The 16,449-nt window shown below is 47.5% G+C and carries 12 protein-coding genes; 8 read left to right on the top strand and 4 right to left on the bottom strand.

The window, feature by feature from the left end; genetic code table 11:
• Positions 1-116: 116 nt before the first annotated feature.
• Positions 117-872, bottom strand: a complete 756-nt coding sequence (locus tag ACX0G9_RS11895; protein ID WP_459065126.1) for a hypothetical protein — start codon at positions 870-872, stop codon at positions 117-119.
• Positions 873-1,033: 161 nt separating this feature from the next.
• Between ACX0G9_RS11895 and ade the strand changes: the two genes are divergently transcribed.
• The 6 genes from ade (at position 1,034) to ACX0G9_RS11925 (ending at position 7,759) form a co-directional block, all read left to right on the top strand.
• Positions 1,034-2,755, top strand: coding sequence for an adenine deaminase (gene ade, locus ACX0G9_RS11900; protein ID WP_459065127.1), 1,722 nt, complete (start codon positions 1,034-1,036; stop codon positions 2,753-2,755).
• A gap of 331 nt (positions 2,756-3,086) precedes the next feature.
• Positions 3,087-4,238 (top strand): T9SS type A sorting domain-containing protein, encoded by a 1,152-nt coding sequence (locus ACX0G9_RS11905; RefSeq protein ID WP_459065128.1) that lies wholly within the window; start codon positions 3,087-3,089, stop codon positions 4,236-4,238.
• A 420-nt stretch (positions 4,239-4,658) separates the two neighbouring features.
• Entirely contained in the window at positions 4,659-5,483 is an 825-nt protein-coding gene (locus tag ACX0G9_RS11910) for a LiaF transmembrane domain-containing protein (RefSeq protein ID WP_459065129.1), read from the top strand.
• A 113-nt stretch (positions 5,484-5,596) separates the two neighbouring features.
• Positions 5,597-5,956, top strand: coding sequence for a DUF4288 domain-containing protein (locus tag ACX0G9_RS11915; RefSeq protein ID WP_459065130.1), 360 nt, complete (start codon positions 5,597-5,599; stop codon positions 5,954-5,956).
• Between the two features lie 10 nt (positions 5,957-5,966).
• Complete coding sequence (locus tag ACX0G9_RS11920; protein WP_459065131.1) at positions 5,967-7,007, top strand: sensor histidine kinase; 1,041 nt, start codon at positions 5,967-5,969, stop codon at positions 7,005-7,007.
• Positions 7,004-7,759 carry a LytR/AlgR family response regulator transcription factor gene (locus ACX0G9_RS11925; RefSeq protein ID WP_459065132.1) on the top strand — a complete coding sequence of 252 codons (756 nt, stop codon included), beginning with the start codon at positions 7,004-7,006 and terminating at the stop codon, positions 7,757-7,759. The genes ACX0G9_RS11920 and ACX0G9_RS11925 overlap by 4 nt, the downstream gene beginning before the upstream one ends.
• Positions 7,760-7,800: 41 nt before the next feature.
• Here the strand turns inward: ACX0G9_RS11925 and ACX0G9_RS11930 are convergent, their stop codons facing one another.
• The 3 genes from ACX0G9_RS11930 to ACX0G9_RS11940 all read right to left on the bottom strand — a co-directional run bounded on the left by ACX0G9_RS11930 (position 7,801) and on the right by ACX0G9_RS11940 (position 12,340).
• The gene (locus ACX0G9_RS11930; protein ID WP_459065133.1) at positions 7,801-8,790 is read right to left on the bottom strand and encodes a family 43 glycosylhydrolase; all 990 of its coding nucleotides are present in this window, start codon (positions 8,788-8,790) and stop codon (positions 7,801-7,803) included.
• A gap of 107 nt (positions 8,791-8,897) precedes the next feature.
• Complete coding sequence (locus tag ACX0G9_RS11935) at positions 8,898-10,076, bottom strand: anhydro-N-acetylmuramic acid kinase (protein WP_459065134.1); 1,179 nt, start codon at positions 10,074-10,076, stop codon at positions 8,898-8,900.
• A 47-nt stretch (positions 10,077-10,123) separates the two neighbouring features.
• Positions 10,124-12,340, bottom strand: coding sequence for a formylglycine-generating enzyme family protein (locus ACX0G9_RS11940; protein ID WP_459065135.1), 2,217 nt, complete (start codon positions 12,338-12,340; stop codon positions 10,124-10,126).
• A gap of 157 nt (positions 12,341-12,497) precedes the next feature.
• Between ACX0G9_RS11940 and ACX0G9_RS11945 the strand changes: the two genes are divergently transcribed.
• Both ACX0G9_RS11945 and ACX0G9_RS11950 read left to right on the top strand, forming a co-directional pair.
• Positions 12,498-15,797, top strand: a complete 3,300-nt coding sequence (locus ACX0G9_RS11945; RefSeq protein WP_459065136.1) for a S41 family peptidase — start codon at positions 12,498-12,500, stop codon at positions 15,795-15,797.
• Between the two features lie 8 nt (positions 15,798-15,805).
• The gene (locus tag ACX0G9_RS11950; protein ID WP_459065137.1) at positions 15,806-16,357 is read left to right on the top strand and encodes an RNA polymerase sigma factor; all 552 of its coding nucleotides are present in this window, start codon (positions 15,806-15,808) and stop codon (positions 16,355-16,357) included.
• Positions 16,358-16,449 lie beyond the last annotated feature (92 nt).

The raw sequence follows: 16,449 nt of genomic DNA on the forward strand, positions 1-16,449 counted from the left end.
ATTGAATCTGGATTCCCAAAATTGGATTCCCTAAGTTGGTAAACGAAAAATGGTCCATTCTATTGCCTTAGAATGGACCATCCTATTGATAAGTTAATCTTCTTTGTCTGGCTGATTTATTTGCCTGGTTTACTCAGGGCTTCTTCGTCCGTCACCTTGTTCACTTCCAGTTTTTCAACGCTGGTCTTTGCTCCGAAACCACCGGCAACGATAGTAAAGGGAAAAACATATCCATCCGGAGTCTTCTGGTAATCACTGAAATCGATATTGAACTCCCCATCCGCGGGACGACGGCCACCGCCTCCGCCGCCACCCATCATACCGCCGCCCTTTCGGGTTTCCCGGAGGACATAATAGGTTTTGGTATCAATGGAATAAGTAATATACTGTCCGGTAGGGAAACTCAGTTTTATTTTATAACACTCGTTGCCGTTGACAGTGTCCTTACCCAGCAATTCCACTTTATCCCCCTTTGCTGCATAATCCGCCAAAGGACCGGCTGCTTCCAATTGGGGTTGAAGGCTCTTTACCTGTTCTTCACTCATTGCTTTGAATACGCCTCCGTCACGGGGGCTGGAACTCCAGCCCTGGGCCGGAGTAACGATGACGACAACATTACCCATGGGTAAGGAGATCTCCTGACGGTAGAGTTTGCCCTGCACCCTCCAGTTCTTCGAATCGATCTCTCCGCCATTCTGCATTACGGCAACTCCTTCCAGATAAACGGAATGGATCGATTGCAGTTTTTCTTTTCCGCCAAGGACAGCTACGTGACGGGCAACAATCTCTTCAGCAGACTGGGCACGGATTCCCGAAGAAAATAAAACCAGGACCATCAAAGAACAGGCTGGCAAAATTTGTTTATGATTCATATAAATAAAAGGTTTTAGAATTATTGGATGAAAATAAGAAGTAAAGGTATGCCACCTGCGGTTTTATTTCTTTAATTTTCCGCCGCAATAAGGCGGCAGTTTTCGCCGAGCGAACTGCTTTTAGTAAAACATATTTAATTTTTTTGTGGTAAAACAAACATATGCAAAGGATCACCGGCAGGTTGGCAGATATCTTTCAGGAAAAAATTTATACTGCAGAAATAGTAATCGAAGACGGGATTATTCGCTCCGTTACCCCCCTGGACATGGAGCCCTCCCCCTACCTGCCATTCCTGCTTCCCGGTTTTATCGATGCTCATGTCCATATCGAAAGCTCCTTGCTCATTCCTTCGGAATTCGCGAGACTGGCGGTAGTTCATGGGACTATAGCAACGGTCAGCGATCCGCACGAGATCGCCAATGTATGCGGTTTACCCGGTATTGAATTTATGATCAACAATGGTGAGACCGTGCCTTTCTATTTTAATTTCGGCGCCCCCAGTTGCGTACCCGCCACCCGTTGGGAAACGGCTGGGGCAAACCTCGATGCCACCGCTGTCGAAGAATTGCTGAACCGGAAGTCCATTAAATACCTGAGTGAAATGATGAACTTTCCCGGCGTATTGAATAAGGATGAAGAGGTGATGCAAAAAATAGCGGCCGCCAAAAGGTGCGGCAAACCGGTCGATGGCCATGCTCCCGGTCTGAGCGGCCAAATGGCCAAAGATTATATCGATGCGGGGATCAGCACCGATCATGAATGTTTTACCGCCGCTGAAGCCAGGGAAAAATTGCAATACGGGATGAAGATCCTGATCAGGGAAGGCAGCGCCGCCAGAAACTTCGATGCGCTGATCGGTCTGCTGCATGATCATCCCGACCAGATAATGTTCTGCAGCGATGATAAACATCCCGATAGCCTGGTCCTGGGTCATATCGACAAGCTATGTGCCCGTGCTATCGCCAAAGGAGTCCCCTTGTTCAACATCCTGAAGGCAGCCTGTCTGAATCCGGTTCTGCACTATAAGCTGGACAGCGGTCTGCTGCGGGTCGGCGACCCTGCAGATTTTATCGTGGTGGAGGATATTCAAAAATTCAAGGTATTACAGACCTATATCCGGGGGAAACTGGTTGCCGAAAACGGCAGGTCCCTGATCAATACTCCCACTCCCTGCGTAGAAGGGGGTGCCCATGAAACCATTAAGGTGGATGAACCTATCAATAAATTCAGCTGCCAGACCCGGGTCCCTTCCGATTTTACTTATCTGCTGGATAAATGGGGAGAACAGGAGAACGTCGAGCAGGTTTATCTTATCGAAGCCATGGATGGTCAACTCATTACCAACAAACTGACGATCCCTCTTAAAGAAGTACAGCCTGACAACGGTCATCTGCAAAGCAATCCCGAAAAAGACATATTGAAACTGGTCGTTGTTAACCGTTATAACCCAGCCCCTATTGCCAAGTCCTTTATCCGCAATTTTGGCCTTAAAAGAGGAGCCCTGGCTTCTTCTGTAGCGCATGACAGCCATAATATCGTTGCCGTTGGAGTGGACGATGAGAGTATCTGCCGTGCCGTCAACCTGGTGATCCGGCATAAAGGCGGATTGAGCTGCGTGGATCCGGGAGGAGATCCCACTGGCATTCCCGGGGACAATGGTACCGAATTGATCCTGCCCCTCCCTGTGGCAGGGCTCATGAGCCAGGAAAATGGTTATGCCATCGCCGAATCCTATACCGCGCTCGACGGCCTGGCTAAGAGCCTGGGTTCCAATCTATCAGCTCCTTTTATGACACTATCTTTCATGGCCCTTCTCGTCATCCCTCACCTCAAATTGGGAGATCTCGGTTTATTCGACGGAGATGAATTCAGACTCCTGTAAAAATTGAATGTACCCACGTAAGCCTTTAGGAATGCCCCGGAAAAAGTCCGGCTAAAGCCTTATGCAAAAAAAGTCCGGTAAAAACTGCTATTATCCCCATAAATGCCGGAATGCGGCTCCCTGCAATGATTTCAGGGCTCTTTGCCATTTAGATTTCAAGCTGAGGCAAAAAACAGACTATTATTTGGTTTTTGATCCCAAGACCTATGGTTACCTAAGTGTTTGCACTTAGGCATTGTTCTGTCGCCCTTTTTCGAACAGCCTTTTGTTAATCCAAGGTGTTTCATAGTAGTAGACATGAATAAAAATCTTCATTCTTCAAATTAATACTATGAAATGGAAAAACTTTACCTCTAAATCGATCTTAATTGCAGCTTTTGGCCTTTCTACGATTTCTCTGTCCGCGCAGGTTACTACTGCCGATATGAATGGAACTACCAGTGCTGATTTGAATTCGATCGGGGCCTTTGCCTGGGTCAATCCATCCAATGCCCAGACCAGCGACGGTACCTTCGCCACAGCAGGTCAGTTACTTAGCCTGAGTTTGATCAACCCGGTTTCGGTTACCTCCCATTATCTAACTGAAACCGTATTCGATTTCTCTGTTATTCCTGTCGGAGCCACTATTTTAGGCGTCACGGTCAAGATTCAACATCAATTTCAGAGCCTCCTGTCTCTAAATACACATGTCCGCGACCATTCTGTTAAACTGCTTGTTGCCGGTACTCCAACGGGTACGGATCATGCCCTGACTGGCCCTGCAAACAACTGGTCGACAACAGAAGGAATCATCACCTATGGAGGACCAACCGATACCTGGGGAGTCGCACTGACACCAGCAATCGTAAAAAGCAGCAATTTCGGGGCCGCAATCGCCGCTGACCTTATCGGCGATGCAGGTATCTCCTTAGGCTTGCCAACAGTAGCCGGCGTCGACGATATAAGCATCGCCATCACTTATCAGGTCGGAGCCCTGGTCATAAACCTGCAGAATTTTTCTGCAACTCAAAAAGACAATACCAATGTCCTTAGCTGGACGGCCTCCTCCGATAATACCGGTGATCAATTCATCGTTCAGCATTCCGCCGACTCCAGGAACTGGGAGAATCTGGCCACTATCCCTGCTTTCCAGGATCAGCATCAATATACCTATACCGATAATAGTCCTGCCAGCGGTCCTAATTTTTACCGGCTGTTTCTGGAAAACAAGGACGCAAACGGTGTTTACTCAGCCATACAGGAGATCAACAACCAGGCTGTTACTGCTATTTCCTGTTACCCCAACCCCTTTATAAGCACGATAACCGTTTCCAGCCCCAAACCGATCCATAGTTATGAACTAAGGGATTTCCAGGGCAGGACCATCCAATCCGGCAAACCGTCCACATCGACTAATTCCCTGCAATTGCAGGCCGCAGGGCTTCCTCCAGGTCTTTATCTGTTGAAAGTCGATGAAAGTCTGTTCAAACTGATTAAAAAATAGAATAGTACCAGCAAAATATAGGATCAAAGATAGTAGACCAGAGCCCGCTTCAACACACGAACACCCCGGCGACTTTTTTGTCGCCGGGTTTTTTATTTTTGGACTTTTGCCGGGCCCAAAGGCGGGTGGAACTGCCGAAAGGCGGAGGAGCCGCCTTGACCGAAGGTCCATCATCAGCCGTATCCTGGAGGGGGATTAAATTCCAAAGAATCCCCCTCCAGGCATAAAGGCGGTTCCACCGCCTTGACCGAAGGTCCATCATTAGCAGTATCCGGGAGGGGGGATTAAATTCCAAAGAATCCCCCTCCCGGATACTCACCGACAAAATACCAGTTTTCGCCGCCTTCTTGCCCAGATATAGCCTATTACCGCTTGTATGTTCTGCGTCAACCTATTAGCTTTGATTAAAATTCAAACATAATGGAGGAACAAAATACAACCAGGGGGGACGAGAAATATGCCGGCAAAGGTGATGAAAAACTGGAAGGCGGTGAAGATAGGTTTGGCTCCAGAGGCCTGGGCCGGATTGGCGCAGGATTGGTACTCCTGTCAATTGGAGCGGTTTTATTGCTGGACCAAATGGGCTTTCCTTTCCCGGATTGGTTATTCACCTGGCATGTCCTGCTTATAGCCATAGGCCTCTTCATCGGGTTGCGTCATAATTTCCGGGGGGGGGCCTGGCTGATCCTGATCCTGGTAGGCGGTTTCTTCTTTATCCAGGATTCCTTTCCACATATCCCTCTGCACCGTTTCATCTGGCCCATCGTCCTGATCTTCGTCGGGTTACTGATCATCGTCCGGCCGCATAATAACCGGCCCAAATGGCGTGACAAACATTGGGAAGACTGGAAACAAAATCATAAATGTTACAAACATGATCTTAACCGTGATATAAGCGGGGCCGCCACGGGCGATTACCTGGACTCCACGACCATATTCGGCAGTACACATAAAAAAGTAGTTTCGAAAAATTTCAGGGGCGGCGATGTCACTGGAGTTATGGGCGGATCGGAAATCGATCTTACCCAGGCAGATTTCACCGGCATTGTGAAAATGGACGTTACGACCATCTTTGCGGGTGCCAAGATCATCGTCCCGGCCCATTGGGAAGTCCGTTCGGAAATTACAGCCGTTTTCGGCGGCTTCGAAGATAAAAGGCAACAGCCGGCGGTCACTAACCCAGATAAGATCCTGATCCTGCAAGGAGCTTCCGTTTTCGGAGGCATTGAATTAAAGAATTATTAATGCGGATAATTACAGACTAACCATTCTTTACCCCTTTGTGGGTAAAAAGATAACCGGAAGTTATCAGATCGCTTCTGTTCTATATCTGTTGCTAACCAAAAACTTAATCTTCTATGAACTGGTATCTAAGCAAACTCGTTTTCAGGATCATATGCGGAGAGGGGCAGCATACTCCTCAATTCGATGAGCAGCTCCGTCTTATCACCGCCTCCAACGAAGAGGAAGCCTTTAACAAGGCGATGATCATAGGTGATAAGGAACAGGATGGATTTTATAATCATGAGGAAAAATTAGTCCAGTGGAAATTCATCAATGTAGCAGAGTTGTATAAGATCAGCGGCCTGCTCGATGGTGCCGAGGTTTATTCCAGGATCCAGGAAACGGATGATCCCGACCAGTATATCGAACTTACGAATAAAAAAGCCGCACATATCCTGGAGAGCAGCACCCATAAATTATTGGAGCTTTTATAAAACATCTTTTTTGGCCAGATCCCCATTATCAATCGGAAAGTTCCTGCTCGTCTTTATCACCTGGTGGTTGATATGGGGATTCCTGCAGACTATTTTATTGCTGGATTTCGGCCTGAGTCTTGACGTGGCCCTTTATGACAGCGTCATTTCCAATGCTCTTCTGGCCGTTGCCTCCGCCCTGGTCAGTATGAATCTCCAGTTTTACCTCCCCAAAAAAGACCGCTACTGGTATATCCTTTTTGTAAGCCTTGGATTAAGCGGACTGATCCTTTTGGCCAGCAAATACATGCTGCTTTCTTTACTGAAGGAAAAAACAGGACTGGCTTATCCGCAGTTCTTCACCCGGTCCTGGGTGGTCCGGTTCGATATCATTTTCTTACAGATCAGCTGTATGACGATCCTGAGTGTCTTATGGTATTCCTCTGAGGAAGAACAGCAGAATCTTCAACGTAAGGCCGATGCGGAAAGATTATCGAAAGAAGCAGAACTGTTCAAATTACGTCAGCAACTCGCCCCGCATTTTTTATTCAATAGTCTGAATTCCATCAGCGCCCTGATCGGTAGTCAACCCGAACAGGCCCGCACCATGGTACAGCAGCTTTCTGATTTTCTGCGCGGAAACTTAAAAAAAGAAGAACAACAATGGGTTCTTTTATCCGAAGAACTGCAATACCTGCAACTTTACCTGGATATCGAAAAGGTAAGGTTCGGTCATCGTCTTTCCGCAGTCATCGATCACGATGAAGCAAGCCTGAACAGGAGACTGCCTCCCATGCTTCTGCAACCAATCGTAGAAAATGCTATAAAATTCGGTCTTTATGATACGACCGATTCGGTAATAATTACACTGAGAGCCCGCACCGAAGGGAATTTCGTTATCATCTCCGTCCAGAACCCATTCGATCCCGAAACATCAAGGCCAAGGAAGGGAACCGGTTTTGGATTGAGTTCCGTACAACGCCGGCTTTACCTGTTGTTTGCCAGGACCGACCTGCTCAGCACTGAAATAGATAAAAATTTATTTACCACCATTGTGAAAATACCTCAATGATAAAAGTAATTATTATAGACGACGAACCCCTTGCCAGGCTGATTGTAAATGAATATTTGCAATCCTATTCCGAAATAACCATTGTCCAGGAATGTAATGACGGATTTGAAGGGATCAAGGCTATTCAGCAACATCGCCCCGATCTGATCTTTTTGGATATCCAGATGCCCAAGATCAATGGTTTTGAAATGCTGGAACTGATCGAGGAGCCTCCTGCCGTTATTTTTACTACTGCTTTCGACGAGTATGCTATCCGCGCCTTCGAGACCCATGCTGTCGATTATCTGCTGAAACCTTTTAACAAACAACGTTTTGACAAGGCTATCCGAAAATGGATGGATCAATATGAAGATACATCCGCCGGCTCCGGGGGAGAAAATCAAAACCGAACTCTGCTGGAGACAGCTTCACTTTCTCCCGCCCAGCAACAACGCGTCGTAGTCAAAACAGGCGGAAAAATCAAGATCATTCCCATGGAAGATATCCATTACCTGGAAGCTTCCGATGATTACGTGAAGATCCATACGCATAACGGCGCCTTTCTGAAAAATAAGACCATGAGCTTTTTTGAACAGGTGCTGGACAGCTCCAGGTTCGTTCGCACCCACCGTTCATATATCCTGAATATCCAGCAGGTTACCCGTATCGAACCCTATGAAAAAGACAGTCATCTTTGTATACTCCAATCCGGTGCGCAGGTGCCGGTCAGCAAGTCGGGTTACGTTAAGCTGAAAGGAGTGCTGGGATTGTAAGGTTATTTCTTTGACCCGGTCTTTGACATGGTTGCCGTCCTTTAATTTGTTTTAGTAGTTGAAATGGCCCCGGATGTTGTAATGACTTTTTGAATGGAGCCGTCGGCATTAAAATATAATTTGTCTACGCAAATGGATCTTAACCAATCTTCGTGCGAAATTGCGCTGTTATGATAAAAGGCATACCATTGTCCTTTATATTCTACAATTGAACCATGATTGGTATAACTATCCGTCGGATCCATATAGATCCCCCGGGAGGTCCAGGGACCTAAAGGGCTGTTGCCCGTAGCATAACGCATCTGATTGTGTTTGCCGGCTGAGTCATGATTATCGGAATAGGAAAGATAATAGATCCCTTTTCTTTTATGCACCCAGGAGGCCTCATGAAAATCGGTCAACCCCTCCATTGTTTTCATTTCGCCGTCGATCTCCACCATATTGTCCTTCAGTTTCCCGCCTTTGCATACTGCGCCGCCTCCGTAATAAAAATAGGCCTGGCCATCGTCATCGACAAACACACAAGGGTCGATCAACGGATCGAGACCTTTGATATACCCCTGCACGGTAAAACCGCTGGCCGGGCTTTTACTGGTCGCTACGCCGATCTTCCAGGTTTTATTCCAGTCCGTGCCACTGGGATGGGGAAAATAAAAATAGTACGTGCCGTTCTTATACGCACAATCCGGCGCCCACATAAAACCGCCTTCGGGTCTTCCCCATGGCACCTGGCTGGCACGTATGATCTCTCCATGATCCTTCCAATGGACCATATCGTCGGTCGAATAGACATGATACTGATCCATAAGATCGCATCCGCGGGGAGGAGCGATGTCATGGGAAGCATAAACATAAAGCCGCCCGTCCGCCCAAACATGAGCCGATGGATCTGCCGTATACATATTCGTGATAAAAGGGTTGGTCTGCGCCAGACAACGGCCAGGAGGCAGGGTTAGCAGGGTGAACAGACCGATTAATGCTAAAATAGCCTTTATGGCCTGGGAGGGTTTGAAACTAATTTCATACTTCATAGACAAGCAGCATTTTATTATGAATGATGCTGCAATTAACAGGGAATGGCCTAATGAAGGGACTAATTAGGAGCTAATTGGAGGATTAAGTCAGGAATTTGTATGAATTATGCATCCTGCCCAATCCAAACTGCTCCGCCGATACTATCCCGGCTGGCACCGGTAACGGAGGACAATACATTGTTTTCTTCCCTCCACCGTAAGATGCCGATCAGCGCCATAACAAGTGCTTCTTTGTATTCAATGAGTTCTTTTTCGGGAACTTCTACTTCCACGCTCAGAGGTGCCAGCAGTTCACGCAAGCGTCCGATCAGGAAATGATTGTATGCACCGCCGCCAGTTACCAGCATTTTCCCCCCGGAGGCAACACCTTCCCTATGCCTTTCTTCCACAGCATTTTTTATCTGCGCGCAAATATGTTCGGTATAGGTCCGTAAAGCATCAGCCGTTCCCAATCCGGATTCCCGGATCATCGGATATACCGTATCCGTTCCGAAATCATTGGCCAGGGATTTGGGATAGGGCATGTTATAATAAGGCAATGCATTCAGACGCTGTAATAAAGAGTCATCTGTCTTTCCGCTGGCCGCCAACGTACCGCCATCATCATAGTCCTTTCCTACCAAGGCTGCCAGGATATTCAGCACCCGATTGGCCGGGCAAACATCATACGCTATAAAAGAACCGGCAGCGATCCGTCGCGATACGGAATCAGGACCCGGAATGGCCTGGCTGGCGGCTTGCGTAGGTAAAGCCGGTGCAGCCGCTGGTGCATGAACCGAAATATTGGCAATTCCCCCAAGGTTGAGAAAAAGACCATAGCCGGGCAGTAATAGTTTCTCCCCAATAGGAACAATCGGCGCTCCCTGGCCACCAAGCGCAAGATCCATTGCCCGCAGATCGCTGACCACGTTGATCCCGGTAACCGCAGCCAGCGCAGCACCATCACCCAGCTGAGCCGTCATTTTACGGCCGGGCAAATGAAAACTGGTATGCCCATGGGTAGCGATCAACTGAACCTGATAATGTAATTGGTACTGTTCAATGAATTGATTTACACGTTCCCCCAGATAATGCCCATAATCGGTGTGTAATAGTTGATAATCTACCGCAGAAAGGCCAGGCGCTTCGGCCAGTTTCTTTTTCCACTCATCCGGATAAGGATAACAATCCGTCTGAACAAAAGTATATTCCCATTTCTTATTGCTCACCTGCAGGTGAACATAGGCTATATCCAACCCATCCAGGGAAGAACCGCTCATCAATCCAATGACTCTATATACCATAGACTACAAAAATAAGGTAGAAACGATTACCCGGAGGCTTAGACTTCTCAGGGTTTGTCTGCAGGTTTATCAGACGGTTTACTGGCAGGTTTATTGGTAGGTTTATCCGCCAATTTATCCGCCACACAACGAAAGCCGATCGTTCCCGACCGGTCGATACCCGGAGACATCAATAAATACTTACCGTAGGCATTTACTTCATAGGCCGGTGGAAAATACCACATCGAGGTCTGGGCCCGGAAATATCCGCTGCCTTTTAAAATTGCCGATCGCGTATGTTCATCCCTGTATTCGTCGGTCCATTGCCAGAGATTCCCCACCAGGTCCACTACACCGAAAGGACTGGCTCCCTGTGGATAGGTATTGACGGCGGTTGGAAGGCGCATATTCCGGCTGGTATCTGGCCAGGGAATTCTTGAAGAATCCATAGCATTTCCCCAGGGGTACAACCGGTTGTCCAATCCCTGTGCAGCATACTGCCACTCCCATTCATGCGGCAACCGTTTGCCGGACCAGGCTGCATAGGACCTTGCATCTTCCAAAGAAACCCAGGTAACAGGATCCTCGTCGGCGGCCGGCGGAAAGTTGCCGTTCTTCCAGTTCTTCAGGAAATTCTGATCATCCGCTGGATGATAATGGGTAGCGTCGATAAATTTTTTATACTCCTGATTGGTCACTAAATAACGATCCATATAAAATGAAGGGATCGACAAAGTATGTTTTTGGGATCGGGCAGGATGCTCCTCCCAGGGATGCTGTACTCCGACGGCGGCAGGCAGTTCATCCCCTTCGATCATCACCCCTTTGGATTCGAACGCATAATTTTCTGCGCCAGGAATGGAGACCATACCCACCGGCGCTTTTGTATAAGGTCTGGTTCCGGGTATGGTAACGATTTGTTGTGGCAATGGTTTCCAGTCTGTCGAAAGACTATCCAGCGGGCGGACAGACATTGCATACATTTTTGCCAGGAACGACTTTAATGCAGGGCTAACCTGACCGGCCTTTATAACCAATACTGCCCCGTATCCCCTTCCTTCCATTTGGAAATCCAGGTATATTCCACCATCTGCCCGCTGCGCAGAAAGCTCCTTGCCATTCCACAGATCAAAGTATTTCATTCCTTCTTTATAAGGCAGTTTCAACTGTCTTCCCTTAACGCTAACGCTATCCCTGTTTACCAGGGTATATACCGTCCTTTGCTCTTCCGGAAAAGCAGAGGCAAACACTCCTTTTTGGATCGTAGGTATATACGGCTCCCAGTTACTGCTGTTCCATATTCCGGGAAACCCGCGGTAGATGGACGCAATCCTGCGGATCGCTTCGCCGTGACGTTCAGGGATCAGGTTCCAGATACCCCAGATATTTTCCCAGGCATTATAACCGACTCCATTAAAGAAGGCATATTGCAATTCGTCGGTCTTATCGATGGCCCAGCGGTTGGTGACATGAACCTGGTGCCGGGGTTCCAGCCATTTATAGACACTTACCCCGGGGCTATACGTATAGTCCCAATAATAGCCCCAGCTCATCTGATTCCATTCCGCCATTTTCAAATCCCTGATATTATTTTCCGGTTGCAACACGACGGCATATCCCAGGCTGTCACAGGCATTTCGGAATTCTTCGGTCACCCCGCCCATCGTATCTCCTATCAGTCCGTCCGCGTCCAATTCCTTCATTTCTTTAACCAGGGCAACCGGCATCGATAGCGCTATTTTCCGTGTACCATGATCCCAGTACATGATGGGAAAAAATACGCGCACACCCCTTTGTTTAAAATCAAGGATCATTTTCCTGACCCCTTCTATCCCCCCCGGCATGCCGGTAACCAGGTCATATTGGTTGCGGTCATCGATCCCGATATTGGGGTAGGTTGGCCAGATCAGTACGGCGTCCAATCCGCCATATCTTTTTTTCAGGTCATTCAGATATCTGTCCACTGTATATTTCCGTATAACAGGATCATAGAGAAAACGTTCGTGCGCCATTACCTGCGCATAAATAAAACAATCTTTCATCCAGCCGAGTTCCGGCCGAATGTACCCGCGGTCTGAATATTGGAGTTTTGTCTTTTGATCCGTCCTCCATTTTTTCATGCCTTCGAGCCAGGCCTCCCTAAGGACAGGAGTGGCAGGTCCCGCAAACAATTCTTTTAAATTTCCCTGGAATTCAGGGGAAGGGTTCTGAGCATGGAGACAGGTGCGGGAAATGACATTGAGCAGAAATAAGCCCAAAAAGGTCAACCGGATTACTTTTTTCATGCGTGTATATTATAAGGGTTAGATCATCGAAAAGTTGTCCAAATGACAATTGTTCTCAAATTAATCTTTTCCTTCGCATATTTATTTGCCTATTTTTATAATTATGCCTAAAGCCATCCCAAGAATGATAAACTAAACAATATTTTATTTTTTCCGTATGCGAAAAGGATGTCTTCTTTTATTGATTTTGATCAGTACCGGTCTGCTCCGGGCGCAGGAAAACCCGCGCTGGCTCAGATATTGCGCTATCTCCCCGGACGGGGGCACCATCGCCTTTGTATACCAGGGTAATTTGTATAAAGTTCCTGCCCGCGGTGGGAAAGCCATCCGCCTAACCTTGGATACCGTGTATAATTTTATGCCCGTTTGGAGTCATAACGGTAAATTCATCGCTTTTGCCAGCGACAGGTCCGGAAATTTCGATATTTATATCCTGCCTGTAACAGGAGGCGTGGCCAAACGGCTGACCTGGCATTCCGCAGACGAATTTCCCTATGATTTTACCCCGGATGATAAAGCTGTCCTCTTCGGTGCTACCCGAATGGATGCACCTGCAAACCGGCAATTCCCCTCTGAATCCTTGCGGGAATTATACCGGATTTCCGTTAGGGGAGGCCGGGCGGAGCAGATCCTCACCACCCCGGCAGAAATGGCGCGGGTCAGTCCGGATGGGCATTTTATCGCTTACCATGATCGGAAAGGGCGGGAAAATCTTTGGCGCAAACACCAACAATCTTCCATGGCCACCGATCTCTGGTTGTATAATACGCAGACCCATCACCATGCCAGGGTTACCTCGTACAAGGGCGAGGACCGCAATCCCGTGTTTGGGGCTTCCGGCAGGGAACTCTATTATCTTAGTGAAGAAAGCGGGAGTTTTAATGTTCATCTCCTGGTTCCGGATGAACAACTTTTCCATGATCAGCGCCTGTCCGACAAACAGGAAGACTCCCTTTTGCAAAAGGTCCCTTCTTCCCAAAATGAGGCATCCTCCCGCCAAATCACCTTTTTTAAAAAACATCCTGTCCGGTTCCTGAGCATCAGCCGGGATCAAACCCTCTGCTTCGGATATGATGGAGATATCTATCTGCAAAGAAAAAATGGGTCGCCTAAAAAAGTTCAGATCGGAGTAATACCCGAAAGACTGGTCGAAAAAAATAATCAGGAAACCAAAAATAATCAGGAAACCAAAGGTATAAAAACAATCCCAATCGGAGCAATAGACGAAATGGCGCTTTCACCATCCGGCGAAGAGCTGGCCTTTATCTTCCGCGGAGAGGTTTTTCTTTCCCGTATGAAAAGCGGCAAAAGGGGTGACAATACTATCCAACGGATCACCAACACGCCGGGCCAGGAAGCCGGGCTTAGTTTTTCCCCCGATGGCAAATCTTTATTATATGCCAGCGAACGGGCGGAAAGGTGGAGTATTTGTCAATCGCCCATTATTCGGGAGGCCGGTGATCAAAGCAGAGAAAATGATAAAAGTAGAGAAAGTGATCAAATCAGAGAAAGTGACCAAATTAAAGAAACGGCCCTGATCGCGAATGAAAAGGAAAATTACCAACCAAAATACTCCCCCGATGGAAAGGAGATTGCCTTCGTCGAAGACCGTACAACGCTGAAAATTTACAACCTGGCCACCCATGAAAGTCGAATTATCCTGGGCAGCGGTCAACTGGTCAGCAGAAAAGATAACGACCAGGTTTTTCAATGGAGCCCTGACGGAAAATGGCTGTTGGTGCAATTTGCCGAACCGGGTGCAGGGAACGATGAAGTGGGAATCGTAAGCACGGATGGAAAAGGAAAACTAATCAATCTGACGCATAGCGGTTTCAGCGATATTCATCCCCAATGGATAAGGGGAGGAAAAATGATCACCTGGCTTAGTGACCGAAACGGTCTTCACAGTTATGCTAACGGAAGCGTAAGTCAATATGAAGTTTACTGCTTGCCCCTCACCGACAAAGAAGGAAAAGAGATCCAAAAAAAGGAACCTGAAAAACTAAGCGCCCAGCCTTCCTTGTTAGCCGATGCGCTGGTAAATGCCGACGGTACTAAATTATTTTTTTTGGCCAGGTCAGAAAAAAAACTGGATCTGTGGGTGACAGATCTGCAAAAAAAACAAACCTCCTTATTAACCCCGCTTCAGGCCGAAGAGGCAACGATGCAATGGGATGCCCGGGAAAAAAATATTTTCCTGCTGGCGGATGGACATGTGCTGCGTATAAATACAGGAACACGGCCAATAGGAACAATCCAGACACCCGATACCATTTATCTTTCCGGCGAAATGAGCTTCCAGCCTGCCGCAGAACGAATGGCCATGTTCGACCATGTCTGGCGAACTACGCGGGAAACTTTTTATACACCGGGTTTGCATGGCGTCGACTGGACGGGGTATAAAAAAAGTTATCTGAATTACCTGCCTTTCATCAACAATAATTTCGATTTTGCCGAGATGCTCAACGAATTACTGGGAGAACTGAATGTAAGCCATACTGGCTGCACTTTTTCCAATCCCCGCAAAGACAGTGAAATAACCGCATCGCCGGGTGTCTTTATTAATTCAGCTTTTAAAGATACCGGACTACAGGTTGAAGAAATAATTCCAGGCGGGCCCCTGGACGATCCTTCTTTTTTTATCAGGAAGGGTTCGATCATCACCGCTATCGATGGCGAACCTGTTTTACCGGATATTGATTTTGCCTATTACTTCAATCATAAGGCAGGAAAAAAAATCATGCTCACTATCCGGGATAGTATCAGGGGAAATGATAATCCTGTTTACCGGCAGATTCAGATCACTGCCCTTTCTCCTGCTCAGGAAGAACCTTTATTATATAACCGTTGGGTGAAAAGGAATCAGGAGGAGACAGATAGTCTGAGTAAAGGCGAATTGGGTTATGTTCATTTGTACCGCATGAATGATGCCGCTTACCGTCAAACTTATGAAACCGTCCTGGGCAGGTACGCCGGACGCAAAGGGATCATCGTAGACACCCGGTTTAACCGGGGCGGTGATCTTGCCTCGGAATTGATCCAATTCCTCAGCGGCGTGCGGGTAAGGGATAATATGGCCGGTACTTTCCCGCTCAATAGCGAGCCCTCCTTCAGATGGACAAGACCATCCATCGTGTTGGCAGGCGAAGCCAATTATAGCGACGGACATTGTTTTGTCTATGATTACCTAATCCTGCGCCTGGGGAAATGGGTCGGCATGCCTGTACCCGGCAGTTGTACCTTTTTAACCGGGCAAACGCTGCAGGATCCCTCCCTTCATTGGAGCCTGGCTACCTGGGGGGTAAAGACCCTGCAAGGGAATTTTCTTGAAAATTACCAAACCGAGCCGGATATTCGTATCCGGAACACCATGGATGAGGTCAGTAGCGGTAGGGACCAGCAATTGGAAGCAGCATCCAAAGAATTAATGCAGGAATTAAAAGCCGGCGGGCAATAACACAGGTTATGACAGATGAAGAGTTGAACAGGCTTTATTGGGAACGTATGCGCGAAGGAGACAAGGAAGCCTTTTTCTCCCTCTATAATAATAATTATTTTCACCTGGTGCGGTTCGGTTTGAAGATTACTGCCAATGATGAATTGGTGAAAGATTGCGTAACCCAGCTTTTTTTCCAGCTATGGGATAAACACGCCAAACTTAATCCGGTTACCCAGGTCAGGCCTTACCTGTTCACGGCCCTCCGAAGAACTCTTTTTGACCAGCTTGCCTATCATTCCAAAACCGATGCTGCCATCAAAAGCCTCTCCGGCAAAGAAGATCCGAATGAGCTTTCCTACGAGGAGATCATCATTGGCGTTCAAAACGATGAAGAACTGAAAAAAAAACTGCATAAGGCGCTCGAGCAACTGACTCCGAGGCAAACCGAATTGATCCGCCTCCTCTTTTTTGAAGGTCTGACCTACGAACAGGTTGCCGCCCGAACGACCCAATCCGTCAAAACAGCTTACAATACCATCTACAACGCTATCAAATTACTGCGCTCGATTTTGAAATAGGCGATCTCCCGCCTCCTATACATATACAAATTCTGAAATAGATGCATTTGCCACTGAATATCAGAAATTCAGGCAGTCGGGATATTATTTTT

Source organism: Flavitalea flava (assembly GCF_054461575.1).

Excerpts from the sequence above, each read along its gene's own strand:
- ACX0G9_RS11915 (WP_459065130.1), top strand. The coding sequence starts at position 5,597 with ATGAACTGGTATCTAAGCAAACTCGTTTTCAGGATCATATGCGGAGAG.
- ACX0G9_RS11945 (WP_459065136.1), top strand. The coding sequence starts at position 12,498 with ATGCGAAAAGGATGTCTTCTTTTATTGATTTTGATCAGTACCGGTCTG.
- ACX0G9_RS11910 (WP_459065129.1), top strand. The coding sequence starts at position 4,659 with ATGGAGGAACAAAATACAACCAGGGGGGACGAGAAATATGCCGGCAAA.
- ACX0G9_RS11925 (WP_459065132.1), top strand. The coding sequence starts at position 7,004 with ATGATAAAAGTAATTATTATAGACGACGAACCCCTTGCCAGGCTGATT.
- ACX0G9_RS11950 (WP_459065137.1), top strand. The coding sequence starts at position 15,806 with ATGACAGATGAAGAGTTGAACAGGCTTTATTGGGAACGTATGCGCGAA.
- ade (WP_459065127.1), top strand. The coding sequence starts at position 1,034 with ATGCAAAGGATCACCGGCAGGTTGGCAGATATCTTTCAGGAAAAAATT.
- ACX0G9_RS11895 (WP_459065126.1), bottom strand. The coding sequence starts at position 872 with ATGAATCATAAACAAATTTTGCCAGCCTGTTCTTTGATGGTCCTGGTT.
- ACX0G9_RS11935 (WP_459065134.1), bottom strand. The coding sequence starts at position 10,076 with ATGGTATATAGAGTCATTGGATTGATGAGCGGTTCTTCCCTGGATGGG.
- ACX0G9_RS11940 (WP_459065135.1), bottom strand. The coding sequence starts at position 12,340 with ATGAAAAAAGTAATCCGGTTGACCTTTTTGGGCTTATTTCTGCTCAAT.
- ACX0G9_RS11905 (WP_459065128.1), top strand. The coding sequence starts at position 3,087 with ATGAAATGGAAAAACTTTACCTCTAAATCGATCTTAATTGCAGCTTTT.
- ACX0G9_RS11930 (WP_459065133.1), bottom strand. The coding sequence starts at position 8,790 with ATGAAGTATGAAATTAGTTTCAAACCCTCCCAGGCCATAAAGGCTATT.